Source organism: Rhodopseudomonas pentothenatexigens (assembly GCF_900218015.1).
GTDB lineage: Bacteria > Pseudomonadota > Alphaproteobacteria > Rhizobiales > Xanthobacteraceae > Rhodopseudomonas > Rhodopseudomonas pentothenatexigens.
In genome coordinates this window covers 112,123-127,764 of the sequence record NZ_UFQQ01000004.1, presented here as the reverse complement: position 1 = coordinate 127,764, position 15,642 = coordinate 112,123, and the positions used below count along the sequence as shown (strand labels likewise).

12 protein-coding genes are annotated in these 15,642 nt (G+C 66.0%); 6 read left to right on the top strand and 6 right to left on the bottom strand.

Annotated elements, in window-relative coordinates:
* The first annotated feature begins 57 nt into the window (after positions 1-57).
* Positions 58-1,347, top strand: a complete 1,290-nt coding sequence (locus DWA33_RS04755; RefSeq protein WP_114356944.1) for a PepSY-associated TM helix domain-containing protein — start codon at positions 58-60, stop codon at positions 1,345-1,347.
* 6 nt (positions 1,348-1,353) lie between these two features.
* Here DWA33_RS04755 and DWA33_RS04750 read toward each other — a convergent pair whose 3' ends face one another.
* From DWA33_RS04750 to DWA33_RS04740, 3 genes are read right to left on the bottom strand one after another with little or no spacing between them, the layout of a single operon-like run.
* A complete protein-coding gene (locus DWA33_RS04750) occupies positions 1,354-2,484 on the bottom strand; it encodes an ABC transporter permease (RefSeq protein WP_114356943.1) in 1,131 nt (376 codons plus the stop codon).
* A gap of 2 nt (positions 2,485-2,486) precedes the next feature.
* A complete protein-coding gene (gene rbbA / locus DWA33_RS04745) occupies positions 2,487-5,201 on the bottom strand; it encodes a ribosome-associated ATPase/putative transporter RbbA (RefSeq protein WP_114356942.1) in 2,715 nt (904 codons plus the stop codon).
* Positions 5,198-6,229, bottom strand: coding sequence for an HlyD family secretion protein (locus tag DWA33_RS04740; protein WP_114357066.1), 1,032 nt, complete (start codon positions 6,227-6,229; stop codon positions 5,198-5,200). Before DWA33_RS04740 ends, rbbA begins: the two co-directional genes overlap by 4 nt.
* A gap of 159 nt (positions 6,230-6,388) precedes the next feature.
* Here DWA33_RS04740 and DWA33_RS04735 point away from each other — a divergent pair, with 159 nt between their 5' ends.
* Together DWA33_RS04735 and DWA33_RS04730 are read left to right on the top strand one after the other, a co-directional pair.
* Positions 6,389-6,991, top strand: coding sequence for a TetR/AcrR family transcriptional regulator (locus DWA33_RS04735; protein ID WP_244601200.1), 603 nt, complete (start codon positions 6,389-6,391; stop codon positions 6,989-6,991).
* 66 nt (positions 6,992-7,057) lie between these two features.
* Positions 7,058-9,091 (top strand): YgiQ family radical SAM protein, encoded by a 2,034-nt coding sequence (locus DWA33_RS04730; RefSeq protein ID WP_114356941.1) that lies wholly within the window; start codon positions 7,058-7,060, stop codon positions 9,089-9,091.
* Positions 9,092-9,114: 23 nt separating this feature from the next.
* Here DWA33_RS04730 and gltA read toward each other — a convergent pair whose 3' ends face one another.
* Positions 9,115-12,099 (bottom strand): NADPH-dependent glutamate synthase, encoded by a 2,985-nt coding sequence (gene gltA, locus DWA33_RS04725; protein WP_114356940.1) that lies wholly within the window; start codon positions 12,097-12,099, stop codon positions 9,115-9,117.
* A gap of 317 nt (positions 12,100-12,416) precedes the next feature.
* Positions 12,417-12,887, bottom strand: coding sequence for a PaaI family thioesterase (locus tag DWA33_RS04720; RefSeq protein ID WP_114356939.1), 471 nt, complete (start codon positions 12,885-12,887; stop codon positions 12,417-12,419).
* Positions 12,888-13,100: 213 nt separating this feature from the next.
* On the opposite strand from DWA33_RS04720, the gene DWA33_RS04715 reads away from it, so the two are divergent.
* The 3 genes from DWA33_RS04715 to DWA33_RS04705 are packed head-to-tail and all read left to right on the top strand — an operon-like array spanning position 13,101 to position 14,426.
* Positions 13,101-13,694 carry a LysE family translocator gene (locus DWA33_RS04715; RefSeq protein WP_114356938.1) on the top strand — a complete coding sequence of 198 codons (594 nt, stop codon included), beginning with the start codon at positions 13,101-13,103 and terminating at the stop codon, positions 13,692-13,694.
* Positions 13,691-14,083 carry a nuclear transport factor 2 family protein gene (locus DWA33_RS04710; RefSeq protein WP_114356937.1) on the top strand — a complete coding sequence of 131 codons (393 nt, stop codon included), beginning with the start codon at positions 13,691-13,693 and terminating at the stop codon, positions 14,081-14,083. The genes DWA33_RS04715 and DWA33_RS04710 overlap by 4 nt, the downstream gene beginning before the upstream one ends.
* Before the next feature lie 52 nt (positions 14,084-14,135).
* Positions 14,136-14,426, top strand: coding sequence for a DUF1330 domain-containing protein (locus tag DWA33_RS04705; protein ID WP_114357064.1), 291 nt, complete (start codon positions 14,136-14,138; stop codon positions 14,424-14,426).
* Positions 14,427-14,457: 31 nt separating this feature from the next.
* Here DWA33_RS04705 and DWA33_RS04700 read toward each other — a convergent pair whose 3' ends face one another.
* The gene (locus DWA33_RS04700; RefSeq protein WP_114357063.1) at positions 14,458-15,372 is read right to left on the bottom strand and encodes a LysR family transcriptional regulator; all 915 of its coding nucleotides are present in this window, start codon (positions 15,370-15,372) and stop codon (positions 14,458-14,460) included.
* Positions 15,373-15,642 lie beyond the last annotated feature (270 nt).

The following is a 15,642-nucleotide window of genomic DNA, read 5'->3' as shown; positions in this document are numbered from 1 at the left end:
AATTATTCCAAACTCGCCCCACTGGCGTCGCCTGCCTGACGCGGTACAGCGATAGGCATGAGATCGATATTCGGGCGGCTGCACCGCTGGGCGGGCCTCATCACCGCAGCGTTTTTGTTTTTCTCCGGCGTCACCGGCGCGGTGATCTCATGGGATCACGAGATCGACGAGAGCATCAACACCAGACTGTTCGACGTCTCCAGCTCGGGCCCGGCGATGGCCTCGACCGAGCTTGCCAAGCAGATCGAGCAGCGCGATCCGCGCGCCCGGGTGGTGTACTTCCCGATGGCGGCGGAGCCTGGACACTCGCTGGCGTTCTTCGTGATGCCGCGGATCGATCCGGCCTCGGGCAAACGCTACGCACTCGACTACAATCAGATCTTTCTCGATCCGCATACCGGGGCGGAGCTCGGCCGACGCTATTGGGGCGCGGTATGGCCGATCACGCGTGAGAACGTCGTCTCGTTTCTCTACAAGCTGCACTACACCATGCACGTGCCCGAGTTCTGGGGCAGCGATCGCTGGGGTGCGCGGCTGCTCGGTATCATTGCGATCGTCTGGACGATCGATTGCTTCGTCGGCTTCTATCTGACGCTGCCGGCCCGCAAGCTGCTGAGCGCCGGCCAAGCACCGGCGGTACGCCGCGAGATCGGCAAGGGGTTGTGGGCGCGGTGGGCGCCGGCCTGGAAGATCAAGACGTCGGGCAGCGCCTACCGCATCAACTTCGACATTCACCGCGCCTTCAGCCTGTGGACCTGGGGGGTGCTGTTCATCGTCGCGTTCACAGCGTTCTCGCTGAATCTGTATTTCGAGGTGTTCTCGCCGCTGATGAAGACGGTGTCGAACTACACGCCGACACCTTACGAACAGCGCCCCTATCGCGACCTCGACCACCCGATCGAACCGAAGATGACCTTTGCCGAGATCGCGGCGCGGGCCACCGCCGACGGCAGAGCGCGCGGTTTCACCGAACCGCTCGGTTCACTGTTCTACGGGCCGGCGCACGGGGTGTTCGCGGCGGCGTTCTTCAAGCCGGGTGAAGAGCACGGCGCCGCTGGCGTCGGACCGGCACAGCTGTATTACGACAGCGAGGACGGCCGCTATCTCGGCGACCGGCTGCCGTGGACCGGCACGGCGGCCGACGTGTTCGTGCAGATGCAGCTTCCACTGCACTCCGGCCGCATTCTCGGCCTGCCCGGCCGCATCCTGATCTCGGCGATGGGCCTGGTGGTTGCGGCGCTGTCGGTCACCGGCGTGGTGATCTGGGCGCGCAAGCGCCGCGCGCGGCTGGCGACGAAGCGCAGCCGGCAGGCCGCCTCCGGTGCGCGGCTGGCGCCGGCGGAGTGATTGCGCTCAGTCCTGTGCGGAAATCGTCTTGGCGAAGCGAACACGGCAGATGCCGAGCGTTACACCGCCGATCGCCAGCAAAGCCAGCATTTGCGGCCACACCAGATCGAATCCGGCGCCGCGATACAGCACGGCCTGAGAGAACGAAACGAACTGGGTGTTCGGCGTGAACTGCATCAGGAATTGCAGCCAGGCCGGCATCGTCTCGACCGGCGTGGTGGCGCCCGACAGCAGATACAGGATCACGATCACCGGGATCGCCAGCAGGCCGAACTGCGGCATGGTGCGGGCATAGGTCGCCAGCAGCAGGCCGAGCGCGGTGACCGAGAACATGAACAGCACCATCCCGAGCGTGAACAGCGGCACCGAGCCGGCGATCGGCACGCCGAGCACGCCTTTGACCATGAACTGCAGCGACAGCAGCGCGGCGGCGACGATCACCGCGCCATTGGCGATGATCTTCGACAGCATGATTTCGAGCGGGTTCACCGGCATCACCAGAAGATGCTCGATGGTGCCGCGCTCGCGCTCCCGGATCAGCGCCGCGCCGGTGAGGATGATCGACAACGTCGCGATGTTGTTGATCACCTGCATCACAGAGGTGAACCAGGCCGAGTTCAGGTTCGGATTGAATTTGGTGTGCATCACCAGATTGACCGGCGTCGCACTGGTTCCGGAATCCTTGCGCAAGTAAGCGGCGGTCTCGCGCAACACGATGTTCTGGATGTCGACCGCGCCGTTGCCGGCGATCGCCATCGCGGTGGCGTCGACGTCGATCTGCACCGTGGGGGTCTTGCCCGACAGCGCGTCGGACTCGAACTTCGGCGGAATCTCGAGCACGAAGACATAGCGGCCGTTGTCCATCGCCGTGTCGATCCCGGCCGGCGTGATCTGCTCGGCGGTGCGGAACAGCGGGGGCAGCAACGCCGCGGCGATCCGCCGCGACAGCTCGGAATGATCCTCGTCGACCACCGCAACCCGCGCCGCCTCGACCTCGAACTTGGCCCCGGTCGCGATCGTATAGACGGCGGCGCTGAACACATAGACGATGAAGCCGAGCAGAATCGGGTCGGCCCACAGGCTGCGCAGCTCCTTGCCGGTGAGCCGATAGATGTGTCGCAACATCGAGAAGCCCATCGTCACGCCTCCTGCTTGCGCAGCGCGAAGATCGCGCAAACCAGATAGAGCAGGCCGAAGCCGAGCAGCACCAAAAGGTTCGGCGCCAACATCGCGAGACTCATGCCCTTGGTGAAGGCGCCGATGCTGACCTCCTGAAACCAAGCGGCCGGAAACGCCAGGCCGAACAGCCGCCCGGTCTGCGACAGCGACGACACCGGCACCAGCAGGCCGGAAAAATTCACCGCCGGGATGATCGAAATGATCGCGACTACGAAGATCGCCGCGATCTGGGTGCGCAGGAACGACGAGAACAGGATGCCGAGCGCGGTGGTGGAGAACACGTACAGCAGTGCGCCGCCGACCAAGGCGGCGACCGAACCACGCACCGGAAGCCCGAACACCAGCATCGCACCGGTCATCAGGAGGACGAAGCTGAAGAACGACAGCAGCGCGTAGGGCACCTGCTTGCCGAGCAGGAATTCGGTCGCGGTGACGGGCGTCGAGCGGAAATTGGCGATCGAGCCGACTTCCTTCTCGCGCACCACGCCGACCGCGGTCAGCATCGCCGGGATCAGCATCAGGATCAGCGTGATCACGCCCGGAATGATCGAATACACGCTCTTGAACGCCTGATTGTAGCGGAAGCGGGTCTCGATATTGATCGGCGCAGTCGGCGACGCCATCCCATGCCGCCGATACTGCTCGGCCAGATAGGCCTGCGACAGACCGGTGACGTAGGAGCGCACGGTCTCGGCCCGGAACGGCATCGAGCCGTCGATCCAGACCGCCACCTCCGGCGATTTGCCGGTGAGCAGATCGCGTCCGAACCCGGACGGCACTTCGATCGCCAGCTTCAATTCGCCGCTGGCGAGGCGGCGGTCGATCTCGGCGGCCGAGGTGATGTCCGGCGCCTGCTTGAAGTAGCGCGAGCCGGAGAAGCTCTCCAGCAGTTCGCGGCTCTCCAGCGTATTGTCCTGGTCGTACACCGCGTAGGTGAGATTTTCGACGTCGAACGAAATACCGAAACCGAAGGTCAGCATCAGCACCAGCGGGCCGAGAATCGCGAACGCCAGCCTCAGCCGGTCGCGCAGGATCTCCATGGTCTCGCGGCGGGCGTAGGCCCACAGCCGCGACGGATCGAACCGCCGCTGCGGGGCGGCGGCCTCGCGCGGCGCCGCGAAGCTGGTTTCCTCGCCGTCGCGCGACGCGCCGGTCGCCTCTTCGAGATAGGCGATGAAGGTCTGTTCGAGATCGGCGGCGCCGCGACGCTCGACCAGCTCGTGCGGGGCACCGACCGCCAGCACCTTGCCGGCGTGCATCAGCGAGATCCGATCGCAGCGCTCGGCCTCGTTCATGAAATGGGTCGAGATGAAGATGGTGACGCCGTCGTCGCGCGACAGCGCGATCAGCATCCGCCAGAACGAATCCCGCGCCACCGGATCGACGCCGGAGGTCGGCTCGTCGAGAATCAGCACCTCGGGGCGATGGATCACCGCGACCGCGAGCTGCAACCGCTGGCGCAGACCGAGCGGCAGGCTGTCGGGCCGCGAATCGGCGACGTCGGCGAGATCGAACCGCGCCAGCATCTCGGCGACGCGGTCCGGAATCTGCGTGCGCGGCAGCTCGAACAATTGCGCGTGCAGCAGCAGGTTCTGCCGCACCGTCAATTCGGAATACAGCGAAAAGCTCTGCGACATGTAGCCGACCCGCTTGCGCGTCGCCATGTCGGAGGCGTCGAGCACCTCGCCGAACAGCCGCGCCTCGCCTTCGGTCGGCGTCAGCAGGCCGGTCAACATCTTCATCGTGGTCGACTTGCCGCAGCCGTTGGAGCCGAGAAAGCCGAAGATCTCGCCGCGCTTGATCTGGAAGTTGACGTGATCGACCGCGGTGAAATCGCCGAACCGGCAGGTCAGGCTCTCGGCTTCGATCGCGTAACCGTCACCGCTGTCCGGCAGCGGCGGCAGCACCACGTCGGCGTAGTCCGCGCGCATCTCCGGCGGCAGCAGCGCGATGAAGGCGGCGTCGAGCGTGGACTGCTTGGTCTCGGCCCGCAGCTCGGCAGGTGTGCCGGCGCCGATGATCTTGCCGTCATTGAGAGCGGCGAGCCAGTCGAACCGCTCGGCCTCTTCCATATAGGCGGTTGCGACCAGCACGCTCATCTGCGGACGGCGCAACCTGATGCGGTCGATCAGCTCCCAGAACTGACGGCGCGACAGCGGATCGACGCCGGTGGTCGGCTCGTCGAGGATCAACAGGTCCGGATCGTGGATCAGCGCGCAGCACAGCGACAGCTTCTGCTTCATGCCGCCGGACAGTTTGCCGGCCGGCCGATCGCCGAACGGCGACAGCCCGGTGGCACGCAGCAGTTCGGCAATGCGCGCATTGCGTTCGGCCGTGCCCTGGCCGAACAGCCGCCCGAAGAAATCCAGATTCTCGAACACCGACAGCGTCGGGTACAGATTGCGGCCGAGCCCCTGCGGCATATAGGCGATCCGCGCCGCGCTGGCGGCGCGATGATGGGCGTCGCCCATGTCGCCGTCCAGCGCCAACACCTCGCCGCTCTGGATCCGGCGCACACCGGCAATCAGCGCCAGCAGCGTCGACTTGCCGACGCCGTCCGGGCCGATCAGGCCGACCATCTTCCCGGCGGGCAATTCCAGCGTGACGTCGTCCAGCGCATGTGTCTTGCCATAGGCGTGAGTGACATGCGTCAGACGCGCGGCGAAGCTGGTCATTGCGGCAGCTTCACCTGCAGATTGTTCGGCCAAGGCTTGTCGCGGAGCGTGCGTAAGTAAGCCATGCCGCGCACGCCGGTCTTCACCTCGCGCTCGTATTTGCGCAGCAGGTCCGGCGGCAGCGTCAGCTTGACCCGGAACATCAGCTTCTCGCGCTCGTCCTTGGTCTCGACGGCCTTCGGGGTGAACTGCGCTTCGCTGGCGACGAACGTGACCTTGGCGGGCACGACATATTGCGGAATGGCGTCGAGGATCAGCCGGGCGTCGTCGCCATAGGCGAGATAGGTGGCGACCTTGGCGGGGACGAACACCGTCATGTAGACATCGGTGAGGTCGACCAGAGTCAGCACGCGAGAGCCGGCGCCGAGCACTTCGCCGGCCTGCGCCAGCTTGTATTGGATGCGGCCGCGCCGCGGCGCCTTCAGCTCCATGTCGTCGAGCACGGTCTTGATCCGCGCCACCTCGGCCCGCGCCGCGTCGATCGCCGCCGCCGCGTCGTTGAGATTGGCCTTCGCCGCGATCAGCGCGGCATCGGCGACGTTCTGCGTCGCCTGACGCTGATCGCGGACTTCTGCGGTCGAGAAGCCCTTTTCAAACAGCGCTTCGGCACGGCCGAGCTGCTGCGCGGCCAGTTTCTGTTCGCTCTCCCGCTGCAGCAGCATCGCCTCGGCGACGGCCTTGCTCTGCACCGCGCGTCGTTCCTGCGCCTCCGCGGCGCGAAGCTGGGCCTGGATGTCGGAGACGTCCATCTTCACCAGAAGCTGGCCCTTCTCGACCTCGTCGCCCTCCTTCGCCAGCACTTCGGCGATCCGGCCCGCCAGCTTGGTGGCGATCTCGACCTGCTCGGATTCCAGCCGGCCGTTGGCCGAGGCAAAGCCCTCGGGCAATCGCTTCGGCATCAGCTTCTGGATCAGCTTGTCGAATTTATCGTCGGCGTGTGCCGGAAGCGGACCGGCCAAAATGCCGGCTCCGAGACACAGGGCGCTGAACAGCCGGACACCACGGCGGGTCGGGCGGAAGATCGTCATCATACGGCTCCGGAATCACGGACTGAACAGTGAGCGCCCCCGCCTCAGCTATCCCTCCGCTTGTTAAAGGCCAATTCCGCGTTGAAACGGATTGTCCGCGAAGCTCGTTCGCGGTATTGAACACAATTGTTCAAATCAGATCAAGTGTGTCCAAAGATCGTGTCCAGCCCGGCGCAACGGCAGATCTATCTGGCGGCGATGCAATTGTTCGCTGAGCGCGGCCTGACGCAGATCAGCGTAACCGATCTGGCCCAGGCGGCCGGTGTCGCGCGGGGCACAGTTTACAATAACCTCGGCGACCTCACCGGCCTGTTCGACCTGGTGGTTACCAATTTGGCCACCGAACTGAATCCACGGCTGACCGTGGCGCTGGCGGATTGTCACGAGCCGGTGCGGCGGCTCGCCACTTGGATGCGGCTATTGATCCGTCAGGCGCATGAGGAACCGCGGCTCGGGCGGTTCGTCTGCCGGTTCGGCATGAGCCCGACCACGCTGCGGGTGGTGTGGGACGGACGGCCGCTCGACGACCTCGCAACCGGGCTGCTGGAGCGCGGCCACAGCCTCGCTCCCGCGCAAATCGCCTCGGCTGCTAATTTCATCTCGGGCGCGATACTGGGGGCGATTTTCACGAGTCTCGACGGCCACCGCACTTGGTCCGATGCGGCGGCAGAAACGGTGGAATGGGTCCTGGTCGGCCTCGGGGTGTCGCGCGAGGAAGCACGGAACCTGGCGGTTGGCGATCTGCCGCCGCTGCCCGAGTGATCACAGCGCCGAGACGACGCGGCCCGCGGCGTTGAACTTACCGCCTCCCGGTCTTATGGCTGGGCGATGCAGACCTCCATCGATACCATCCCGCCGCTGATGACCCGGTTCCGCCCCGCTGCGGCGCCGCGCAAGCCTGCGCCGTTCCTGCCGATGAGCCGCGCCGAGATGGACAAGCTCGGCTGGGATGCCTGCGACGTCGTGCTGGTGACCGGCGACGCTTACGTCGACCATCCGAGCTTCGGCATGGCGATCATCGGCCGCCTCTTGGAGTCGCAGGGCTTTCGCGTTGGTATCATCTCGCAGCCGGATTGGCAGTCGGCCGAGCCGTTCCGTGAGCTCGGCAAGCCGCGCGTGTTCTTCGGCGTCACCGGCGGCAACATGGACTCGATGGTCAACCGCTACACGGCGGACCGAAGGCTGCGCCATGACGACGCCTACACGCCGAACGGCGAAGGCGGCCGGCGGCCGGACCGCTGCACGCTGGTTTATGCGCAGCGCTGCCGCGAAGCGTTCAAGGACGTGCCGATCATCCTCGGCGGCATCGAAGCCTCGCTGCGGCGGATCGCGCACTACGATTACTGGTCCGACAAGGTCCGCCGCTCGGTGCTGGCCGACGCCAAAGCCGACCTCCTGCTCTATGGCAATGCCGAGCGGGCCGTGGTCGAGGTCGCGCATCGCTTGGCTGCCGGCGAGGCACCGCGAGAACTCGACGACATTCGCGGTGTCGCGCTGTTCCGCCGCGTCCCGGACAACTACACCGAGCTGCACGCCGACGATCTCGACGCCGCCGACGAAGGCGCGCGCCAGGTGGCAGGCGACGTGGTGATCCGGCTGCCGAGCTGCGAGCAGGTCGAGCAGGACAAGGAAGCCTATGCCCGCGCCTCGCGCGTGCTGCACCGGGAGAGCAATCCCGGCAATGCACGCGCGCTGGTGCAGCGCCACGGCGACCGCGACCTGTGGCTCAATCCGCCGCAGATCCCGCTCACCACCGAAGAGATGGATTCGGTCTACGATCTTCCCTACGCCCGTGCGCCGCATCCGTCCTACGGCGACGCCAAGATCCCGGCGTGGGACATGATCAAGACCTCGGTGACGATCATGCGCGGCTGCTTCGGCGGCTGCACCTTCTGCTCGATCACCGAGCACGAGGGCCGCATCATCCAGAGCCGGTCGGAAGCCTCGATCCTGCAGGAGATCGAGAAGATCCGCGACAAGACGCCGGGCTTCACCGGCGTGATCTCCGACATCGGCGGGCCGACCGCCAACATGTACCGGATGGCCTGCAAGGACCCGAACATCGAGTCCTCGTGCCGCAAGCCGTCCTGCGTGTTTCCCGACATCTGCCCGAACCTGAATACGTCGCACGACGACCTGATCCGGCTGTATCGCAAGGTGCGCGAGGTCAAGGGCATCAAGAAGGTGATGGTGGCGTCGGGCGTGCGCTACGACCTCGCGGTGAAGAGCCCGGCCTATATCAAGGAGCTGGTGAGCCACCACGTCGGCGGTTACTTGAAGATCGCGCCGGAGCACACCGAGCGCGGTCCGCTCGACAAGATGATGAAGCCGGGCATCGGCACCTATCACCGCTTCAAGCAGATGTTCGAGGCCGCCGCCAAGCAGGCCGGCAAGCAGTACTACCTGATCCCGTATTTCATCGCCGCGCACCCCGGCACGTCCGACGAAGACATGATGAATCTTGCGCTGTGGCTGAAGCGCAATCGCTACCGCGCCGACCAGGTGCAGACCTTCCTGCCCTCACCGATGGCGACCGCGACCGCGATGTATCACAGCGGCGTCAATCCGCTGCGCGGCGTGCGCCACGGCGCCAGCGAGCCGGTCGAGGCGATCAAGGGTCTGCGCCAGCGCCGGCTGCACAAGGCGTTCCTGCGCTATCACGATCCGGACAACTGGCCGGTGCTGCGCGAGGCGTTGAAAGCGATGGGCCGCGCCGATCTGATCGGCTCACGCCCCGATCAGCTCGTGCCGGCGCATCAGCCGCCCGGCACCGGCAAGGCCGCGGGCACCCGCCGCCCCGTTCGCGGCGACGGGCCGAAGCCGCAGCGCTTCACCACCAAGGGCGTGCGGCTGGTCAAGTAACCGCGCCCTTCGCGACCGCGGGCTTACGTCAGCAGCCCGCGCTTGCCTTCCTTCCAGCGCGCGAATTCGGTCTGCAGCACCGAGACGTGCTCGTCTTCTTCGGCGGCGAGTTCGCGATACAGCTGGCGCTCGACCGAGCCGTCCGGCGTCTCGCCGACCCGGGTCTTGAAGAACGAGGCGGCGCGCCGTTCGAACTCGATCGCGGCTTCGAACAGCGTGGTCGGATCGCCGATCTGGCCTTTGACGCCGGCCATGATCGCCGCGGTGCCGAGGTGGAAACCTTCGGTCGCCTGTGGAATCGCCACGTGATAGCGATTGGCCAGCGTGGTCATGTGCTCCTCTTCCATCTCGGCGAAGCTGAGGAACAGCTCCTGCAACGTGGAATCGGAGGTTTCCTTGGCGGCGCGCGCATAGAACGCGCGGCCACCGAGCTCGATCTCGAACGCGGTGCGGATCGCCGCCAGCCCTGCCTCGTCGCTGACGCCGGCGCGGTCGAGCGGCTGCAGCTTGCCGCCGCAATGCGGGCACATGCCGTAAGGGAAGGCGAAGCCTTCGCTGACCTTGGCGCAGTCGTCGCAGCGCCATTGCAGCTCCGAGCCGGCGCAGCAGATGTACTCCTCAGGGCCTTCCAGCGGCTGGTGACACTTCGGGCAATGCGCCACGCCATCCTCCTCGATCGGCGGCGCCAGCTTGCCGGCGACGAAGTCGTCGGCATCCTGCGCCGTAATGGGCCACTTGGTCTTGTTCAGTCGCAGCCAGGCGGCTATCGATTTCGCGGCGCGGCGGCCCGCGCTCATCGCCAGGATCACGGTCGCACCGCCGGTGACGATGTCGCCGCCGGCGAACACGCCCGGCATGTTGGTCGACTGGGTGTCGTCGTCGGCTGCGATGTTGCCCCACTTGTTGAGCTCGAGACCGGGCGTCGCCTGACCGATGATCGGATTTGGCTTGGTGCCGAGCGCGTAGATCACCGTGTCGCATTCCAGCTCGATGAACTCGTCGAGCGGCACCGGCTTGCGGCGGCCGCGCTCGTCGGCCTCGCCGAGCTCCATCTTCTGCAGCCGCACCGCGCGGACGTCGCCGCTCTCGGTGACCAGAATCTCCACCGGGGAGTGCAGGAAGAAGAAGTCGACGCCTTCCTCCTTGGCGTGGCGGATTTCCTCGATGCGGGCCGGCGCCTCGGCTTCCGAACGGCGATACACGCAGCGCACGGTCTCGGCACCAACGCGGCGGGCGACGCGCAGGCAGTCCATCGCGGTGTTGCCGGCGCCGATCACGATCACGCTGTTGCCGACGCTGACCGGCGTGTCGAGATACGGGAAGCGATCGCCGCCCATCAGGTTGATGCGGGTGAGGAATTCGTTGGCCGAATAGACCCGGCCGGCGAACTCGCCGGGAATGCCCAGGAAGGTCGGCGCACCGGCGCCCGCCGCGACGAACACCGCATCGAAGCCGCGGCCATTCATCAACTGCTCGATCGTGAAGGTCTTGCCGACGACCTTGTTGGTCTCGAACTTGACGCCGATGTCCTTCAGTCGCTGAATTTCGCGATCGATGATATCGCGCGGCAGCCGGAACGACGGAATGCCGTATTGCAGCACGCCGCCGAGCACGTGCAGCGCCTCATAGACCGTCGTCTCGACATTGTAGCGGGTGAGATCGGCTGCAGCGGCAAGACCGGCGGGGCCCGAGCCGACGATCGCGACCTTGCCGATCACCTTGCTGAGATCGATCGGCTTGCTCTTCGGCGCCCGCGCATTGTCGCCGACGAAGCGCTCGAGGCGTCCGATCGCGACCGGCTCGTGCTTCTTGTACTTGCGGATGATGCACTGCGCTTCGCACTGCGTCTCCTGCGGGCAGACGCGGCCGCAGATCGAGGGGAAGATGCTCGACTGATAGATCGTCTCCAGCGCCGCATCGAAATCGCGGAACAGGATGTTGCGGATGAACACCGGAATGTCGATCCCGACCGGGCAGCCGGCCACGCAGGTCGGCGTGATGCACTGGATGCAGCGCTCGGCCTCCTGCAGCGCCTCCTCGACCGAATAGCCGAGGTTGACCTCCTTGAAATTGGTAGCGCGCTCGTGCGCGTCGCGCTCCGGCATCGGCGTCTGATGCGGCGGCAGCGTCGCCAGCTTCTTGTAGTTGCGCTTGCCCTCGACGATGAGCTGCTTTTCGAGATTGCAGACATGGGCGAAATGTTCGTTCGCCTTGTCTTCCTCGGTCTTGAAACGCTTCTGGCGGGCGTGCAGCTCGTGGAAGTCGACCTTGTGGCCGTCGAAATCCGGGCCGTCGACACAGGCGAACTTCACTTCGCCACCGACGGTGACGCGGCACGAACCGCACATGCCGGTGCCGTCGACCATGATCGTGTTCAGCGACACCATGGTCTTGACGCCGTGCGGGCGCGTGGTCTCGACACAGGCGTGCATCATCGGCATCGGGCCGATCGCCACCACCTTGTCGGGCTTATCCTGGGTGATCACCCGCTCCAGCGCCGCAGTCACGAAACCCGGTTCGCCGTAGCTGCCGTCGTCGGTGCAGATGATCAGCTCGTCGGCGTATTCGCGGAACTTGTCTTCCCAGAACACCAGATCCTTGGTGCGGAAGCCCATGATCGCGGTGGTCCGCGCGCCGGACTGCTTGAACGCGCGGAGCTGCGGGAAGATCGGCGCGACACCGAGGCCGCCGCCGACGAACACGACGTGACCGGCCTTGTCGATGTGCTGCGGCAGGCCGAGCGGACCGACGAAATCCTCGAACGTCTCGCCTTCCTTGAACTTGTCGCGCATCTCGCGCGTGGTCTTGCCCAGCGCCTGGACCACGATGGTCACCAGCCCCTTGTCGCGATCGAAATCGGCGACGGTGAGCGGGATGCGCTCGGCGCCGTCGTAAAGGCGGAGCATCACGAAATGGCCGGGCTCGGCCGAAGCGGCGATGTCCGGCGCCTCGACGTCCCACAGGAATGTCGCGTCCGAGAACTGCTCGCGTCGCACAATACGATACATGTTGACAGCACAGATTGGTTCGAGGCCGGCGAACGGCGTCGTCAGGTGACGGGAAAGCGGCTCAAAATAGCCAAGCAGCGGCAAATTGATTTGACCTCGGTCATGTCCGGTCCGGCGTCGCGCGCCAGCTTGCGGCGTGATCACGCAGAAATGTCCACGCGGGGGCCGCCTGCGAGGCGCGCGCATGACCGGCATGCGAAGGTCGCCCGGCTTGCGGCGGGCGATCTTCGACAAAGGTCTAATAAGTCGCGTAGCAAGGAACTAATCGGGGGCGGCCGCCGGTCGTTGACGGGGCGACTCGCGGCATCGACCGACAGTCAGCGTGCGCTCTCCGGCGTATCGGGTCGGCCCGCCATGCAGATCAGCGTCGCCTGACCGATCGCGACCAGCGAGCGGCCTTCCGCGGCGTCGGCGAATACTTCGAGCTGACAGATCGTCAGCGTCCTGCCTGATTTCACTACCTTGCCGACCGCTTCCAGCGCGTCGCCGCGCGCCGGATTCAACAGGTTGATCTTGAACTCCACGGTGAGAACCGAACTGTCCTCCGGAAACATCGTATAGGCGGCGTAGCCACCGGCCGAATCCGCGATCGCCGACGTGCCACCGGCGTGGAAGTAACCGTGCTGCTGCGACAGCTCCGGCCGGAACGGCATCCGGATCGTCACCAGTCCGAGCCGCACCTCGTCGATCGCAGCACCGAGATGCTGCATCAGTCCCTGACGGCCGAAGCTGTCGCGGATCCGCCGCTCGAGCGCCGGTTCGACCGCCGTTCCGATCTTGCCCTTCATCGTCTCCCCCTGACTCGTCGTTGCTGTTCGCGCTGCCGCCGAGTCTAGCGGGAGCAGGCTCCGCGGCCGGAGTGAAAAGCTGCCGCACCATCTTGAGAATTTCTCGTCCTGAGCCGTGTCGCGCTCATCCTCGCCTGATGAAATCTCAGCAGCGCCTCTGCGGTCTCCGTGCCATGTCTGGCGTGGGGTGCGGCCAGAGAGGGCGCGAGGGAGATGGAAACCACGTCGCTGGCGGCGCTCGCGCTCTACACCTTCGTGATGTGCATCACGCCGGGGCCGAACAATCTGATGCTGACCACCTCCGGGCTGATCTTCGGCATGGCGCGGACCTGCCCCCACATCCTCGGCATTGCGTTCGGCGCCGCGACGCAACTGATCGCGGTCGGAGCCGGCCTCGGCGCCGTGTTCGCAGTCGAGCCACGATTGCAGATCGGACTCAAGCTGATCGGCTCGCTGTATTTACTCTGGCTCGCCGGCAAACTATGGCGCGCAGCGGAGCTGCGCGGTGCAGCTTTGGTTGCGCCGGTCACGTTCTTTCAGGCTGCGGCGTTCCAGTTCGTCAACCCGAAAGCGTGGCTGATCGCCGTCACGGTGATCGCCGCTTTCGTATCGCCCGGCGACGGCTATGCGCTGCGGATCGCGCTTGTCTGCGCGGTGTTCGCGATTGTCGGCACGCCCTGCCTTGCGGTGTGGGCGGCGTTCGGCGCCGGCCTGCGCCGGATCCTCCACGATCCGGCGAAACTACTCTTCATCAACCGAACCATGGCCGCCCTTTCGGCCATCACAGCAGGAATGTTCTGGCTATGACACGTCTGTCCCGCAGCGACCTCGAGCATCACGCGACGACCTGGATCGAGGCCTGGAATCGTCACGACGTCGGCGCGGTGATCGAGCCGTTCGCCGCGGACGCGGTGTTCGTCAGTCCGCGCGCCGCGACCGTGACCGGAGACGCCACCGTGCGCGGCCGCGACGCGCTTCACGCCTATTGGATCAAGGCGCTCGACGCGGTACCGGACCTCGTCTTCAAGCTCGAATCCGCGGTCTGCGACGAAGCCGCGCAGACCGTGCTGGTGCACTACGTGTCGCACGCCGGCGGGCGGACGCTGCGCGCCTGCGAACTGATGCGGTTCGAAAACGGCCGGCAGATCTACGGCGAGGCGTTTTACGGCGCCGACCTAACGCAGGCCTCGGTATGAGCGCGGTCGAAGCAGCGACCATGCGCACCGCCGACTGCAGAGGAGCTGCATGATGACCGTCTACGCCATTGCCCAGATCACGATCCACGATCGCCCCCGTTACGAGCGTTACGCCGCGCGGTTCCTGCCGACGCTGCAGCCCCATGGCGGACGGCTGCTCGCCGCCGACGAGAAGCCGCAGCCGGTGGAAGGATCGCCGACCTGCCAGAAGGTGATCGTGCTGGCGTTTCCCGACGAGGCGGCGTTTCGGGCGTGGGAGACCTCGCCCGACTACGAGACCATCGCGGTCGACCGCCGCGCCGCGACCACCGGCAACGTCGTGCTGGTCCGCGGCCTCGGCTGAGGCGAGACTCCGCGCAATGCGGATCGGGCCATTACCGCCGCGCGGCCGGCACCGGTTCGAGCGGCTTGGCCGCCTCGCTCATCATCCAGCCACGAACATTCCTGATCCTGCGGTCGCGCTCCAGTGCCGGCGGATAGCACAGATAGTAGCCCGCATTGGCCGGGACGTGATGATCGAGGATCGGTACCAGCCGGTCCGACGCGATGTCGCATGCCGCGACTTCGATTCCGGCAAAGGTGATGCCTGCGCCGTCGATCGCCGCCTTGAGACCGAGCCCGGACGTATCGACGATCGTGATCGCCGCCGGCTTGATCGGACCGCCGGGGAGGCTGCCGTTCCAGCGATGGAAATTCTCCTGCCGGTGCTGCGACAGAAACAGGTTGGCGCGCCCGATCGCGTTGCGCTTCTCGGCCTCGTCGCCCGATCGCCAATCCGCCGCCCGCCCGAGCAGGGCGACGTTCTCGTCGAACAGCAGTTCCGAGCGAACGCCCGGCCACGATCCGCCGCCCTGGCGGACCGCTGCGTCGGCCACGCCGGCGCCGAGGTCGACCACCGACTGGGTGGTCGAGATCAAGAGCTCGAATCCCGCCCGCGCGAACGGATAGGAGATCAGGCGCGGCGACAGCCAATGCACCGCGAAGGTCGGCAGCATCGACAGCCGCAGCGGACCGAGCTTGCGATCGTTCTTCAGCCGCCCGACCGCGCCGGTGATCCGGGCAAAGCCGGCGGTCAATTCCGGCGACAGCAGCCTGCCGGTTTCCGTCAGCTCGAGCCGCGGCCCGATTCGGCGCATCAGTTCGACACCCAGCAGCTCTTCCAGGATGCGCAGCTGATGACTGACCGCCGACGGCGTCACGCCGATTTCGCCCGCCGCCTCCTTGATCGACATGTGGCGCGCCGCCGCTTCGAACGCCCGCAGAGCGTTGAGCGGAACGCCAAGCCGCATCACGTCTGCGACGCCAACCGCTTCACGATCGGCAGTGATCGGTTCGACCCGATCCGGGCGAAGCGATTTCAGGGAGGCCTGACGATTGCTCAATCGCGCTGCGCCGCGATTTGGCGACGATACGGCAGGGACCGAGCGCGATGCGGTCGGCATCACCGCGACGGTGCTCTCGTCGATGCACCCGAAAGCTGATCGATTGTCGTCCATGCCCACCATCGAAACCAAGTGCCTTCCCGGCTCCGATCCTAGTGGACGTGACACTTTAGGCAA